Genomic DNA, 15,279 nt, shown 5'->3' on the forward strand with positions numbered 1-15,279 from the left:
GAATTTGAGCAATTCATTTTCTCGGCCATGCAGGAGAAATTCAAAGACTTTCAGATACTCCACGGCAGAGAGGAAAAAGTCAATCCGAAACTGACTGCCTGTCAAGTGGAGCTGGCACAGGTGGAGGCAGAAATTGAAAAGCTGCTGGATACGCTAACCGGAGCCAATGCGACCTTGCTTGCCTACGCCAACAAAAAAATTGAAGAACTGGACACCCGACGCCAGACCATTTCAAAGGCAATCGCTGAATTGAGCGTTGAAACCATATCTCCCCAGCAGATAAAGAAGTTATCCTATTATCTCGACAACTGGGACAGCATAGATTTTGACGACAAAAGAAAAGCCGCCGATGGTTTGATCTCTACGATCAAGGCCACCAGCGACCGTGTTCAGATAGAGTGGAAAATCTGACATTTCCGCTCTATCGCCCCTCATTTCTATTTTATCTCGTTTGTCCCCCTTGTACACCGATGTTTGCCTCCGCATAGAACTTATAAACACCGCCAACAGGCTGGAACTGCTTTTTAAGTCGATTTCCTTTTACCAATAGATATTTCCCATCAATTTCGATACGGAAAAGATATGCTATCGATAGACGAATGTCTTGTTTCCAGTATTTTATGTGCTGCATCCACAATTTCATGCCCTGCCCATGTGTATCGATAGACTCAAATATCATCGAAATAATTGTACCAAAAATTGCAGATGCAATTGCACCTAACATAGCAAGCCAAGATGTGTCAGTACCAACTCCAATACATGTAAAAATTCCTGCCATTATAAACAGTACGATTAGAACAATTGGACGCTTCATATTTTTCATATCCTTTCTCTTGTATTTTAGTTTAGGTAGCTTACAGGCCGTGAACAACATCCTGATCCAACACTTTCTTTCTTTCTTTCCAGTCAGGCATATAGTTCGAAAGGAACATATAGAACTGCTTACTGTGATTTGGATATAGAAAGTGAGTAAGCTCATGCAAGACAACATAGTCAATATAGGGCATCCGAGCTTTAATCAAGTAGAAATTGAGTGTTACAGCTCCACGATTTACACTGCAGCTACCCCACAGGGTTTTCATTTTCCGAACCGAAATCTTTGGCATAGGAATACCGTATTTTTCAATAATGGGGTACCAATGTTCTGTTCGTTCCTGAAGGATCGCCTTTGCCTGTTTTCTCCACCAATTTTCAAACTGCCGCTGAATTTTCGACTGGTCATTTGCATCCCGGCAGCAAATATGGATAATCTTTCCTTCTGAATATACTTTTTCTTTTTCGCATTCGGTAACTACAAAAAGCATATCCTCACCAAGGAGTTTGATAGAGAATCCGTCTCTGATTTCATCAGTCGCTGCATATCCAACGGTTTTCTGAAAACCATCCAGCTTTGACTCAATCCAGGTACCCTTATCCACTAAAAACTCTTCAGCCCACGTGGTCGGAACTGTTTTAGGCATAGACAATACAATTTCCTGAGATGGGTAAACCTTTAACCGACAGGTCTTCATGGATTTTCGATCCAACTTGACGTCAACTATCTTTGGGGATGATGGCAATGTGATACTGATTGTTTCCATGTTTAATAGCCCTTCTTTGCCACCATCATAATTTCATCTATAATGATATCGATTGTGTCCAAACTCCAGTCCAGCTTATGGTCCTCCAGATAATCAAAGAGAAGATCATCAAGTGCCTTTTTAATATCTCTATGAACAATGACATTATCCCGCCAGTCACGTTTTGTGTGTTTCACAATAACGGCTTTGATATCCAATGCCAATTGTCCTAATTCCTCCGAAATTTCTACATCTGTTGCTCCAGTTGATTTTTTTATACCAGCACAAACCGCACCATAGAAAGACTTTGCATCGCTGTCATCCATGATGTTTTCAGGATATTTGACAGAATTTCGACCTGCCCGGTAATCTTCTGCCATCTTCTCCATTGAAGACAGATACTTTTCACTATCACGCTCTTCCATATAGTCAGCAATTGTCTTTTTGATGCGCTCCATAAAGGTCATATAACGAATCGGGTCCACATACCGCTGACTTTCCAAGACCTCAACCTGTCGGGTCTGGATTGCTTCAGCTTTGGCCTCGTTAGAACCCAGTCGTGCCAATTGTTCCTCCATTTTCTCCTTGTTGGTGATATCCAGAGGTTCAATCAAAATCTTGGCATCTTCCGCATTCACATAGGTATTCAGAAGCTGACGAATGCCATCTTCATACCGAGAGAAGTCTACACGATCATTAAAGCGCAGAGCTACACTATCTTTTAATTTCTTGAAGAACAAATAGTCCTTGCGATAGGCCTCTGCCTGGTCAAATCCAACGGCTTCAAACAGTTCATAGCTGGAGTACATGAAGTCCACCATTTTTGCAAATGCAGACAGTTTTTCGTAAAAGTCCTTACGCACATCATACTCTCTCAGGCGTTCCTGCCAGACATTGGCGCTGGATTCATCAGGATCAATTCCCTTAAAAATTTTCCAGAGCTGCTGATGGACCTGAGCGAGTTTGTCCTTTTCTTCCGCAACAGCAGAGATAGCCGCATGGATTTCAGACTTGTTGAACAGGTTCATACCGGACTGCTCATCGCTATACAGATCCAGAGCAGAATTCAGCTTTTTGAAGATGCCCATATAGTCCACGACCAGGCCAAAATCCTTATCCGTGTACACTCTGTTCACACGGGCGATTGCTTGCAGAAGGGTATGATCCTTCAGCTTTTTATCCACATATAAGACCGCTGCAATCGGTGCATCAAAGCCGGTAAGTAGTTTATCCTTGACGATCAAAAGATCAATATCGCCTTCCGGATCAATGAATTGTCCAGTTACGGAATCTTCATAGGCATCATAGTTGTTCTTGAAAAGTGGGTCAATTTCCTTGCGAAAAAACTCCCCGATGATTTTCTGAGTCTGAGGTGTGTTGCTTTCATCATCACCCTCACGGCTGGTATTGGGCGTGATTACAACCGCCGGGGTGATACCGCCAAGATCCCGCAGCTTATAAAAGAGCTGTACTGCTTCGGCACGGGAAGAACAGGTTAGCATGGCCTTGAAGCCCTTGGGCTTTACAAAGCTGGTAAAGTGCTCGTGGAGATCAAAGGCAATCATATTAAGGCGTGCTTCCGTCTGGGCCAGAGCCACAAAGCGGCTGTACTTAACTTCCAGATCCTTTTTAGCCTCTTCATTCAAACCCACGGTAATGTGTTTCAGATGTGCATTGATCTGCTCACTGGTAACCTTCTGAGGAATCACACGACCTTCGTAGACGATGGGAACGGTCACCTTGTCATCGATGGCATCCTGAAGCGTGTATTTATCGATCAGGGGGCCGAATTTGGAGTAGGTATCCTTAGCAGACATAACATCTCGCTTATCGTCCTTTGGCTTCTTCTGCATCAGAGGGGTGCCTGTAAAGGCAATCTTGACTGCATTGGGCAGCACCCGGTTCATGTAGATGTTCAGCTTGCCGTACTGGGTACGGTGACCTTCGTCGATAAACACGAAGATATTCTCGCTGTTGTTGCAGTATTCCTGCTTCACAGCGGCTTCAAATTTGTTGACCAGAGCTGTGATGACGGTGTTTCCATCTTCCTTCAGCAACTCGATCAGGCCCTTGCCTGTTTTTGCACGGTGAGGGCTCATCTGTGTATGAATAAAGTTGTCCCGAATCTGCTTATCCAGGTTAATACGGTCAGTCACCATCACGAAACGGGGCCGCTTGATACTGCTGCCAGGCTTCATGCTCTCCCGGATAATCATCTTGGTCAGCATGATCATAGTGATAGTTTTACCACTGCCTTGGGTATGCCACACAACACCATTTCGAGTATCAGCACCGTCCTGAAGCAGAATTCGCTTCATGCACTTTTTAACTGCAAAATACTGCTTGTAGCGGCAGATCTTCTTCACATTGTTATCGTAGATGATAAAATTACGAATCAAATCCAGTAGCCGATCCGGGTGCAATAGAGAAACCAGAGCCCGATCCTGTTCCTTGATTTGACCATCCGGAGAACACTTACGGCACCAATCGTTCAGCCACTCCTTATCATCCTCATGCCAAGACACAAAGTATTTTGCAGGTGTACCGCAAGTACCATACAGAACTTTGTCCGGATTCATAGCCAGCACCAGCTGGGTGTAACGGAAGAGGTGCGGGATGTATTCTTCGCCCCAGTTGCGGATATTTTGGTTGACACCTTCCATCACATCCACACTGGATTTCTTACATTCAATGACCACCAGAGGAATACCGTTGACCAGCACCACAATATCTGGGCGGGCAAATTTACCGTTAGCACGTTCTACTTCGAACTCATCTGTCACTTGGAATGTATTATTTTCCGGGTGTTCAAAGTCGATAAAACTCAGATCAAAGGACTGACGAGTTCCGTCAGGCAGATCCTCTTCCATGCTCTTGCCGGCACAGAGAAGCTCATAGATCGTCTTGTTTTCAGCATACAGTCCAGCAGCACTGAACTGATCCACGGTCTGCATGGCTTTGGCGATGGAGCCTCCGGAAAAGTATCGTTCTTCTGTGCCAAACTGATACGTCTGGTGGCTCAGAAAAGACTGCAGTTCTTCCGTGAACAGAACAGCCCGACGAGAGCCACGTTTTTTCTCCGCTTCACTGCGGGGGACGATCGTATATCCCAGCTTTTCAATGACTTTCAAAGCACGATCTTGGGATTCCGGTCGTTCATTAAAAATGGTATGGTTTGGCATTATGATCCCTCATTTATATTAGCTTGCTGCCATATTTTTGCTTTAATTTACATTCCTGGCATATTGTTTTGATATTTAATCTGTGGGTAAACATGCTCTGCTCAGTTTTAATTTTGGATGCAATTTCCTTTTTCAAAACATCTTCCAAGCTGCCCTCAAATAATGGACTGGCTGTTATCGTCATAGCGTTAATCAGGTCTTCCGTTAAAGGAATTGCAATTCTATGAACCCCATATACATTATCAAACTCAGCTTTAATACGAATTTCCTTTTCATACGACCATGCCATATCTTTTATGTAGCCGGTGAGTTCTGGAATCCGAACAGCATTTTTAATATGGATGTTCTTGGCCGTACTCCACATTATTTTCTCTTCGTTCGTTTTTCCTTGAAGACTATCTGAATTACAATATGCAACGGACGAAAGTCTTAATGATATATCATACTCTTTCAATCGAAATCTGCGTCCAGTCGGCTGATAATCATTTGTAGAAATTTCAAGAATTTCGGTTATCGTTTTCAGCCATTTTTTAACAGCAGCTTTTGGTATCGAAATCTTCACACCTTTTTCCCACGGTTGTGCATACATACTCCACATACCAATGCTTTCTTTGTCTTCACACATAAAGCAACTGAAGAATAAATTACGCCAGCGAGTAGCATCACCATTTTTATATTCAAGGTTGTCGTTCATTCCTTTAGCATTTCCTAAGTGCCATGTACCACTTCGAATCATATCCACAACTCTGGAAACACTTGTATAATGGTGAAGGTATGGAGTGTTGTCCGAACGTCTCATTGAATCATCCAAGTAACATTTTAATTCTTCAGGTGTCTCAATATCTTGAAAAACAGTTGGTATATATGCTTTCGAGTTTGTCTTATTCGACATCGCATGTCCCTCTTTTTCGTATTAGTGGTACGCTGCTTCTATCTCCAGTTCAAGTGTCTGCTTCACCAAATCAATTTGGCGGCTCATTTCGTCCCGATCCTGCGGCCGGTAGCCGCTGCGCCGAATCAGCTGTTTACAAAAATGAGAAATCAGCTCACTTGCATGCTTTACTTCATCACGGCTCACACCACCAAGCAGGGCCAATTGTATGGTCTGAATGTAACTGCTTTTTAGATTTTCAAAATCAGTCACGGTTTCACCCTCACAATTCCGGTAAGAAGTAGCTGCATCAGAGCTTTTTTCTTCATCTCCCATTCATCCAATTCTGATTGTAGCAATTCCATCTTCTGGTCCACCATTGACAAAAGCTGTGCAATTTCTTTTTGCTGCGTCAGCGATGGAAAGCGGCAGATTCGCTTTTCCATTGCTTCTTTTGTAATATGGGACATGGTACCGCCTTGTTGCTCTTTGGCAAGTAGCCCAACATCATACATGAAATATTGATGTAAATAGTTCTTATCGATTCTGGCGTGGGGGATCACTTTCCAAATATGATAGTGGTAAATTACTTTGTCACCGGTCCAAATCTGTGGGCCAAATGAGGCTGACCACGCATAGATCAAGTCTCCTGAATCGATGTATTTATCCTCAGCAAGCTCCAAATCAGAATAATACCACTCGCCCTTTGTAAACAGATTACCTACACGTAAAACCGGATATTTTCCCACTTTTAGAAGTTCATCCTGCTTGTAGGCTCTTCCGTTGATAAATGTACATATGCTTCCGAGTGGCTCTTCCTCCCATCCCTTATGAGCATCAGAAGAGAATATACGCTTTACGATTCCATGCTTTTTCCGTTTCTCTTCGTCAATGCATTTCTGCTTAAGTGCAATCACCTTATCGCACTGTTCAAGAATCTCAGCAATCTTTTTCTGCTCTTCAACGGGAGGAAAAACAAGTGCCGCAGAGAAAAACTCAGGAGTAGATACATTTAACAGGCCGTGGTTTCTTGCGCCTTCCTGAGCAACCTTGTATATCTCCCGGTTAAACATTCCAGCTTCAAAATACTGTCTGTAGAAATCAGTATTTGTGCCCTCATTAGCTGAGAAACAGATATACAACGGAGAGACAATGCCTTTATCATACTTTTCCAGTTGCTTGATTGCACCATACGCATAATCCGCAGAATAGCTCTTGTTATATGCGAAATCACCTTTTTGAAGAAGAAAATACCCTGTCTTATCTTCGCTGGCGTAGAGGGTATTATAATAATCTAGCTGGCTGATTAGCCCTTGCTGTGCAGAAATAGTCAAAACATTTTGATTGTTCTCAGTATTTTTCTGCGTCAATCGATGGAAACATTCGTTGAAATGAACGACTTTCCACTCTTTAGGAATCACATAGCCGTGTTCCAGTTTATATCCTTCTGATACCTGTCCAACGGCAATACCAGCGTGTATCTGTTTGGTCATGTGCTTGACCTCCTATATTACAACCCAAGTTCTTTCAGATAGGTGTCCATCTGCTTCTCAGCCTCTGCAATCTCTGTTTTCAGCCGGGCAATATTGGACTGAACCTGCTGAAGATCAATCGGAGCTTCCTCTTCAAAGGTATCCACATAACGGGGAATATTGAGGTTGTACTCATTCTCCTTGATTTCTTCTAAGGTAGCCACATGAGCAAATTTATCTTGTTCTTTGCGCTCCTGATATGCCTGGACAATCGCATCTACATGAGCATCCCCCAGTGCATTCTGATTTCCCGCCTTGATATAACGAGGATTACCATCCTCGTCCCTCTTGCTGGCGTCGATAAAAAGCACATCTGTGTTGGGGCGATTCTTCTTAAACACCAGAATACAGGCCGGGATAGAAGTACCGTAGAACAGGTTTTCAGGCAGACCAATCACGGCATCCAGAAGATTTTCCTCAATGACTTTCTGACGAATACGACCTTCTGCAGCACCACGGAACAAAACGCCATGAGGCGCAACAGCGGCAATTCTGCCATTGACGGAGAGGCTGTTGATCATGTGTAGCAGAAAGGCCCAGTCACCCTTACTTGCAGGAGGAACACCCCAGTCGAAACGATGGAATTTATCCAGAGAAGCTTCCATCTTAAACTCCTTCTTGCCCTTACCGCTGGACTCACCGCCGGGGTTGAAACCGGATGCCCACTTATCCTTCGAGAAAGGCATATTTGCGACAATGGCATCAAAGAGAAGCAGATTACCGTCAGCATCCAAGAACACCGGGTTTGCCAGAGTATCACCCCAGCCAATCTTTGCATCTCGGATTTCATGGATATACATATTCATCTTGGCCATTGCCACAGAAGAACCGTTGACTTCCTGACCGTAGATGGAAACTTCCTTGCTGTTCTGCTTCTTCGCAGCCTTGATCAACAAAGAACCAGATCCGCAGGTAGGATCATACACACGCTCACCGGGCTGGACATTCACAATGCGAGCCATAATTTCGGAGACAGCTGCCGGGGTATAGAAGGAACCAGCTTTCTTACCTGCCATGCTGGCAAACTGGCCAATCATATACTCATAAGCGTCACCAATAACATCAGCAGGGACTTGACCGGGCTTCACCTCGATATCCGAGGGACGAAGGCTCAGCGGATCAAAGTCCTCCAGTAGATCCCGAAGGATTGCCTTTTTGTGATCCAGTGTACCCAGTGCATTTTCACTGTTGTAGTCCACAGTGTTCAGAACACCAGCCAGCTGCTGGTTGTTATCTGCCTCGATTTTTCGCATAGCGGCATTAATCAGCTGACCAATCTTGTCAGAATATCTCTGGTCATAGAGAGACTGGAAGGAGCACTCTTCTGCAATGGTAAAGGGCAGATATCGTTTCTGACGCTCCAGACGGATGCCGGAATACTCCTTTTTCAATTCATCCAGCGCATCTTCATAGGAATCACTCAGATACTTGACGAACATAATCGGCAGTACGTAGTCTTTATAGTTGGCTGCATCAATGGTATCCCGCAGAGTATCTGCGCCACGCATCAATGCATTTTCAATATCCTTCTTGGTCGTCATTGGTTAGTTCCTCCAATCATCTTTTCAATAAGATGTTCTGTTAATATACGTTCATTTTCGATCAGCTCACGATACATACATTCTCGTTTTCTGCTTAATCGGTCAATCTGTACCGCTTTCTGTTGAATATGCAAGGGCTGTAAGGGAATTTCCAAATCCAAGACCGTTTTGATTTTTACAGTCTTTTGGGCTGTTCCGCTTTCTAGGCTGAGAATTCGTTCCTGCACACTTTTCTGTGCCAGACACAGTCGGAGATACTCCGGTATAACCCCTGCACATCCTTTTACTCGCAGTATCGCAAATTGAGAGGGAACGAGAATATTTTCATAGCTAGGCTCGATAGACGCCGGGTACATTGGAGAGACCAGCCGAATTACAATATCTCCTACCTTTGTAAATAAGGCATTCTCCAGACTCTCACAGGCATGAAAAATCTCCAGCTCTGATCTATTAATATTTCCATTGTCATCGAATGCTCTAAGCGTAAGACGGCTGTACTCGAAAGAGTCCTCTTCCTGGTTTTTGGCCTCTTTTCGACTCAAAACCATTCCGCCTTGCACATCTGCAAGATCTGAAATCTTAGTGATCATCTTTTCGCCTCCAAAGAAAAGCGGCCCGCCCACAAATGGGCGGGCCACCTTATCATGTTATCTGGTGTGGCTTTCGGGGCAACAGTGCTCGCAGCCGTCTACGCAGTTGTAGTACTTGCGCGCTTCCTGAACAGCCGCCTGAGAGGTGTAAAACTCACCCAGGTAGATTCTGTTCGCTGCATTAGGCAGCCATGCGCAATCGGCACGATGTACCTCATGCTCGCCAGTCCACTGCTCATTCTTATTGACATAGAACTTCATTGGCTTGTTCTCCTTTCATTGAAAGTACAAGCCCACATTGACATTCCTGAGAATATCTGATATCATAAAGGTGCATAACTATGATATTTGCGTGGGAAGCTCTCGGAACAGTTGCCGCTGTATCCGGGAGCTTTTCTCTTGTCTGAAGATATAGTACCATACGGCTTGCAAGTTGTCAATCTTTTTATATAAATTATTTGTAATATTGAAATATGACATTTTTTCTACTCATAGTTCAGTTGAACGTATCATACTCCGTCACTGATTTTATGTAAGCCGCCGGGTCACAGGTCATCCGAGAAGCTCCCATTGGTAAAATCTCAATTTTCACGGCTCTACACAGGAATCAGTGATTTTCTTCTCTGGTCATATTTTTGGAGCGTTTGCGACCAAATAGGTACCACAGATCATACCTTTCAATCACAGCTTCATAGCCGTGAATCTTGCTGCGAAGCTCCTCATTTTCCTGTTCCAATTCTCTGGTACGCAACTTTCCACGGACAGACTTGTATTCTGCCAATTCAGCGGTCAGCTCAGCGATCTTGCTTTTTAGCTCCGAAATCAGTTTGTTGGCAGCATCCAGAAACTTTTGCATGCCGCTCTTTCTTCTCCTGAGCCACATATTTCTTTGCGGCAGCGGCAGGGCTCTCGTATTCGGAGCGTTCCAGCATCACCTTTGAGGAAAGAGGCACAGACTTTGCTTCGATTTTCTCAACGTTCTGAGCCGCCAGCTGCTGCTTCCTGAACTTTCTGTGCTGTCTGTTCCGTCAACTCTTCCAGCCGTTCCCGTTCCTTCATCACCTTAAACTGGTGCACGGTCAGATGTTCTTCACTGCTACCTCGCTCTCCACGCTGGATGTCGCTATAACCGGCAGCTTGCATGCCGTTGAAAAAGTCATCCTGCAAAACAGTGTAGGATTTCTTCAAAACTTTCTTGCCCGTCTTGGTCAACAGTGGCCGTCCCTGTTCATCCAAGTCTAGCAGAGAGGCCCACTTTTGGCTACTGCTGACCTGCATCACGGTTTCCTTCACAGTACCTACCAAAGATTTGTCTTTGCATCGCTTCGACCACAGAATCTGCTTTTCTACAACCGGAATATAGACCACATGAAGGTAATAGTGGAATACATCTTCGCTCAATGCTTCTGACATAGCACGGTTCCGCTCATCGGCGTGCATAACCGCAGATAGAATGTACTGCTCACCGCCGACGATCTCCACCGCTGCTTTGTAGGCATCCGCATAGAACTGTTTAGCAAAGTCGTAGCCACCGTGGTTGTAAAAATAGGCAGATCTTACATCGAAGATCAGCTCTCCGAAAAGGTGTGCATCTTCTTTCAGACCTCTTGTAGAGATTTCTCCATTCGCTTTCATTTTATCAAACATTGTCGTGGTCAAGCATTTTTGTAACAGTTATGGCTAAAAAATTGCTTATGGTTCCGTTGATATTCTTGCTTCATACGGGGTGCGGTAACCGTTAAAACTGTGCGGACGAACATGATTATAATCAATGTATCGTCCAGCTTGCCGGTCAGCAGCAGCGCGGTATAAGTACCGTACTTGTGCTGACGGAGATACCGGCGGTGGTGATGTCCCCATCTGCCGATCATTTTGCTGTTCGGCACGGTCAGGCAGGGGAGTTGATACTCCCCGCACTGCTCGTACCACAGGCCGTTTTTCGCATCAAAGGTGTACTTTTTCATCATCTTTCCCTCGTTTCGTTTTTTCTTCGGGTGGTGTGTTTAGCTGCTTTTGCCTGCTCCACCAATGCGTCAAGCTGCTGTTTGCCGAGCCGCTTGCGGAGCAGGGAATAGTTTCTGTTTTCGATTTCCAGCCTGTCATTTTTCTGGCTGAGCCATGCGTTATCTGCTCGCAGATTTTTGTTCTCATGGTACAGCTTTCCGTTGTTTGCATTGACTCGGAAATAATCGTTCAGAACCTCGAAATACCGCGCCAGCAGCGTTTTTGCCAGTTTCTTGAGCCGCTCCACCAGTGCATCAACGAATCTTGTTTTGTAGGTCTTAGCGGACATCAGCGCAGGCGGTTCCGGCAGCTGATACTCCGGTGCGGTTTCCAGCATATTCTCCGTCAATTTGCAATCCTCCAACGCCTGCTTATATTTCTCTGCCTGCTGCTGAAGATTATGAACCTCGCATCGGCGTTCATCAATCTCCTCGCCAAGCTGCTGCACCTCACGGCTGCGCTCCTGCTTCTTGTAATCGAGCACAGAAAGATGTTTGTCATGGGTGCCTTTCTGCTCCCATTTGATACCGTGCCGCTCCATTTTAACGGCAAGGTCAGCCTTTTCGGAGCGTACCCATTGGTTCCACTCTGTATCGCTCCGTGTGCCGCCTTTAAAACCTTGCGCAGCGAGTGCCTGCTTGCGTGATACACGGGTATCCAGTCCGCGCTTGCTGCCGGTGATGAACGGAACAAAGTCAATGTGCAGATGAGGCGTTGCCTCGTCCATGTGCAGGTGTGCGGAGAAAACATAAAGGTTTGGATTCCGTGCCTGAAAGCCCTGATAATATTCGTTCAGCACAGTTTTTGACAGTTCTGCATTTTCGCCCAGAGCGCTCATATCGTCCTTGTTGCCGATTTGAATGATGATCTCGTGAAAAGGTTTTTCCTGATGCCCGGTACAGATTTTTTCATAGTAGTTCGGAATGCGCCGATCGGCGCGTGTTTGCCTTGCGTTGAATCGTTCCTGCGCCGGTCCAAACAGCATTTGATAGACATCCTGGATGCGTTCGTTGCAGTAGTCGATATTGAGATGGCTGCGCGCACCGTCCACATTCTCCGCTTTAAATTTGCGGCTGTTATGGTTGACGGAGCCTTTGCCGACTTCAACGCTGATCGTTCGTTTCATTTCGTTCACTCCCTTCAATTCCTTTCGTAGACGGGTTCTGTTACTCTTGCCAAGAGTAACAAAAGCACTTTTGACAGCCTGCGGCCATCAAAAGATGCTGTTGCGCTCTCCGAGGGGGTGCGTAGAGTCGGTACATCGAGTGCCGCTCTACGTTTGGGCTTTGCCCCGGCAACTGCGGTTGCCGCCCCAGCAGGGCCGCCCTTTGAAAAGGGCACCCTGCACCCCGCCTAAACTTTACCTTCCGAAACGGTACCCCGTGACGGTGTGTGACGATGATGACGGTATTTGGGATACCGCCCCCCACTCATGGAAATATCGTCACACCGTCACATATCGTCACGCTTGATCCGCCGTCAGCTTTACGGTTCGCTCGCTGCGACTGCGGCTGCTTTCGTATCGAATGCCGTACTCATTCAGCAGCCGCCCTGCGTTGACATTCAGCCGCCTTGTCAGAGCATTGGGCTTCATATCCACACCGAGATGCGCCGCAAGTTCGGTGGGTGTTCCCACCCACTCCTTCCTGTCTAAAGAAAGGAAAGCAGAAATCTGCTCCAGCAGCGGCTCTGGTGGCGATTTCCAAAGCTCTTTTTCTACACGCTCCAGTTCCCACGCAAGGGTTTCCTCGTTGCGGAAAAGGTGCAGCCGCTGATCCGGTTGATCTCTGCCAGACACATCGAGGCAGGCAGCATTTCCGGTGCGCTTTTCCTTAGTGAGCAGGAATGCTCCATCTGCTGCACCCAACAGTCCGTTGGTGCCGGAGATCATATCAAACTTATCGTCCGATTGCTGCTTTCGAGTATGATGGACAAGGAGTAGGCAGATGCTATAGTTATCCGCCAACGTCTTCAACCGGGTGATGATTTGATAGTCGTTAGCATAACTGTAATTGTCTCCGCCGATTTCACGCACCTTCTGAAGCGTGTCGATGATGATAAGAGAAGTGTCTGGATGCTCCTGTAGAAAATTGGTAAGCTGCTCATCCAGACCGCTGCCAAGCTGTCCGGCAGAAACAGAAAAGAACAGGCTTTCGTTCTCTGCTGTGCCAAACATCCAGTAAGAGCGCTCTTGCAAACGGCGGTAATCATCCTCCAGGGCAAGGTACAGCACTGTGCCTTTTCGGACAGGGTAGTTCCACAGCGGCGTGCCGGTGCTGATATGATAGGCAAGCTGGGTCATCAGGAAGCTCTTGCCCAGCTTTGGAGCGCCGACAAAAAGGTAAGTACCCCGGTAGAGCAGGCCGTCCACAAGGGGCGGCTTGCTCTGGTACACGTTGTCCAGCAGCTCAGACATTGACACGGTTTTCAGGTAGGACGGATCCATCATTCGCAAAATTTCTCTCTGCATTTCGTCACCACCCTTGAAATTCGGGTCAAAATCGGTTAAACTATTATCAATAAGGTTTTGGGATGACTGCTCCGTATCTGCGCCAACAGATACATTTGGAGCGGTCATTTCTTTTTTGTTGGTCATTCAAATTCCTCCTTCATTCCGCCGAGAATATCGGATATCATTTCAATTAGGTCAAGCAGCTCATCATTGACTGCACCGCCAGTCTCAATGCGCTGCAATTCCCAAAGCACTTCCGCAAGCTTATTCCGCAGTGCTTTGAACACTCTGGGATTGCCCTGCACCACTACATCCTTGTGGGTGAGCCGCCGCGTAATGTAGTCCTGTTTGGTTAGGCCGGACAATTTCACATAGCGGTTGATCTGCTCATCTTCCTCCGGCGATACGCGGAAGCCTATGGTTTTACTTCGCCAGCGGTTCTTGTTATCACAATTTTTTAATGACACGCTTCGTCCTCCTTTCGTTCCATATCCAACTTGTTTGCCATTTCCGTTTGCCTTGTGGGAAACAGATGTGCATAGCGATAGGTAATGTCGATACTTTCGTGGCCTACGCGGTCTGCGATTGCCAGTGCCGAAAATCCCATGTCGATCAGCAAAGAAATATGCGAGTGGCGTAAACCATGCACCTTGATACGCTTAACGCCGGTTTCCTTGCAGCCGCGCTCCATTTCCCGAAACAAATACGATTTCGTAACTTGAAAGATCCGGTCATCCGGCTGTACAGCATACAGTGTTTTGATGTAGTCCCGTATTTCGTCACAGAGAAATGATGGCATTTGAACAACACGATTGCTTTTCGGCGTTTTGGGGTCTGTGATGACATCTCGGCCTTTCATGCGCTGATAGGATTTTGTGATAGAAACGGTTTGTTTCTCAAAATCAAAATCCGCAGGTGTCAGAGCAAGCAGTTCACCTTCTCGAATTCCAGTCCAATAGAGCATTTCAAAGGCATAGAAGGAACGAGGCTTGTCCATCATCGCTTCGATGAATTGCAAATACTCGGTTTTTGTCCAGAACTGTATTTCACCGTTCTTTGCCTTCCCCATATTGCCCGCCTGTGCTGCTGGATTCGCTTTCAGACCATAGTGCCTGACCGCATGGTTGAACACCGCGCTGAGCTGATTATGAAGCGTTTTCAAGTATACCGGAGAATATGCTTTTCCTGCTTCGGATCGGTGTCCCATCATTTCGTTCTGCCACGTCATCACATCTTTGGAGCAAATGTCGCACATCTTGCGCTTTCCAAAGTAGGGAACCAGTTTCGTGCGGATAATGTGTTCTTTCGTCAGCCAAGTGCTTTCCTTAAAGCGATTTTTCATATCTGCAATATATAACGGGACAAAATCTTCAAATGTCATATTCAAATCCGAGGTTTTCTGTTGCAGGAAAATTCGTTCCCACTCCAGAGCCTCCCGTCTGGTTTTGAAGCCGCGCTTCATCTTCTTTTCTTTTTTACCGATCCGGTTTTCATAGTAAAAGGACACATACCATGTGCCTTTTGCCTTGTCTTTGTACGCTGGCATTT

15 protein-coding genes and 2 pseudogenes are annotated in these 15,279 nt (G+C 45.9%); 1 reads left to right on the forward strand and 16 read right to left on the reverse strand.

The window, feature by feature from the left end; genetic code table 11:
- Window positions 1-411, forward strand: a pseudogene (locus PG722_RS03865) (recombinase family protein); the annotation flags it as partial.
- A 31-nt stretch (window positions 412-442) separates the two neighbouring features.
- Here the strand turns inward: PG722_RS03865 and PG722_RS03870 are convergent.
- From PG722_RS03870 to PG722_RS03945, 16 genes and pseudogenes are all read right to left on the reverse strand, one after another.
- Window positions 443-823 carry an SMODS-associated NUDIX domain-containing protein gene (locus tag PG722_RS03870; protein ID WP_270579709.1) on the reverse strand — a complete coding sequence of 127 codons (381 nt, stop codon included), beginning with the start codon at window positions 821-823 and terminating at the stop codon, window positions 443-445.
- 31 nt (window positions 824-854) lie between these two features.
- Window positions 855-1,580, reverse strand: a complete 726-nt coding sequence (locus PG722_RS03875) for a M48 family metallopeptidase (protein WP_270579710.1) — start codon at window positions 1,578-1,580, stop codon at window positions 855-857.
- A 2-nt stretch (window positions 1,581-1,582) separates the two neighbouring features.
- Entirely contained in the window at window positions 1,583-4,741 is a 3,159-nt protein-coding gene (locus tag PG722_RS03880; RefSeq protein ID WP_270579711.1) for a type I restriction endonuclease subunit R, read from the reverse strand.
- A 13-nt stretch (window positions 4,742-4,754) separates the two neighbouring features.
- Window positions 4,755-5,633: a DUF2971 domain-containing protein gene (locus PG722_RS03885; RefSeq protein ID WP_270579712.1), complete on the reverse strand. Its 879-nt coding sequence runs from the start codon at window positions 5,631-5,633 to the stop codon at window positions 4,755-4,757.
- 21 nt (window positions 5,634-5,654) lie between these two features.
- Window positions 5,655-5,885 carry a hypothetical protein gene (locus tag PG722_RS03890; RefSeq protein WP_270579714.1) on the reverse strand — a complete coding sequence of 77 codons (231 nt, stop codon included), beginning with the start codon at window positions 5,883-5,885 and terminating at the stop codon, window positions 5,655-5,657.
- Window positions 5,882-7,105, reverse strand: coding sequence for a restriction endonuclease subunit S (locus PG722_RS03895; RefSeq protein ID WP_270579715.1), 1,224 nt, complete (start codon window positions 7,103-7,105; stop codon window positions 5,882-5,884). The genes PG722_RS03890 and PG722_RS03895 overlap by 4 nt, the downstream gene beginning before the upstream one ends.
- 17 nt (window positions 7,106-7,122) lie before the next feature.
- Complete coding sequence (locus PG722_RS03900; RefSeq protein ID WP_270579716.1) at window positions 7,123-8,685, reverse strand: type I restriction-modification system subunit M; 1,563 nt, start codon at window positions 8,683-8,685, stop codon at window positions 7,123-7,125.
- Window positions 8,682-9,275, reverse strand: a complete 594-nt coding sequence (locus tag PG722_RS03905) for a hypothetical protein (protein ID WP_270579717.1) — start codon at window positions 9,273-9,275, stop codon at window positions 8,682-8,684. The genes PG722_RS03900 and PG722_RS03905 overlap by 4 nt, the downstream gene beginning before the upstream one ends.
- Window positions 9,276-9,332: 57 nt before the next feature.
- Window positions 9,333-9,536 (reverse strand): hypothetical protein, encoded by a 204-nt coding sequence (locus PG722_RS03910; RefSeq protein ID WP_270579718.1) that lies wholly within the window; start codon window positions 9,534-9,536, stop codon window positions 9,333-9,335.
- Between the two features lie 346 nt (window positions 9,537-9,882).
- Window positions 9,883-10,131 (reverse strand): hypothetical protein, encoded by a 249-nt coding sequence (locus PG722_RS03915; protein ID WP_270579719.1) that lies wholly within the window; start codon window positions 10,129-10,131, stop codon window positions 9,883-9,885.
- A 155-nt stretch (window positions 10,132-10,286) separates the two neighbouring features.
- Window positions 10,287-10,922, reverse strand: a pseudogene (locus PG722_RS03920) (plasmid recombination protein); the annotation flags it as partial.
- Window positions 10,923-10,930: 8 nt separating this feature from the next.
- Window positions 10,931-11,242, reverse strand: coding sequence for a TnpV protein (locus PG722_RS03925; protein ID WP_270579720.1), 312 nt, complete (start codon window positions 11,240-11,242; stop codon window positions 10,931-10,933).
- Complete coding sequence (locus PG722_RS03930; RefSeq protein WP_270579721.1) at window positions 11,239-12,405, reverse strand: plasmid recombination protein; 1,167 nt, start codon at window positions 12,403-12,405, stop codon at window positions 11,239-11,241. The genes PG722_RS03925 and PG722_RS03930 overlap by 4 nt, the downstream gene beginning before the upstream one ends.
- 336 nt (window positions 12,406-12,741) lie before the next feature.
- Window positions 12,742-13,875 (reverse strand): AAA family ATPase, encoded by a 1,134-nt coding sequence (locus tag PG722_RS03935; protein ID WP_270579722.1) that lies wholly within the window; start codon window positions 13,873-13,875, stop codon window positions 12,742-12,744.
- Entirely contained in the window at window positions 13,872-14,198 is a 327-nt protein-coding gene (locus PG722_RS03940; RefSeq protein ID WP_270579725.1) for a plasmid mobilization protein, read from the reverse strand. The genes PG722_RS03935 and PG722_RS03940 overlap by 4 nt, the downstream gene beginning before the upstream one ends.
- Window positions 14,189-15,277 (reverse strand): site-specific integrase, encoded by a 1,089-nt coding sequence (locus PG722_RS03945; RefSeq protein WP_270579726.1) that lies wholly within the window; start codon window positions 15,275-15,277, stop codon window positions 14,189-14,191. Before PG722_RS03945 ends, PG722_RS03940 begins: the two co-directional genes overlap by 10 nt.
- Window positions 15,278-15,279: the final 2 nt, after the last annotated feature.

The organism is Butyricicoccus sp. OF27-2pH9A (assembly GCF_027693185.1).
Classification (GTDB): Bacteria; Bacillota; Clostridia; order Oscillospirales; family Butyricicoccaceae; genus Agathobaculum; species Agathobaculum butyriciproducens.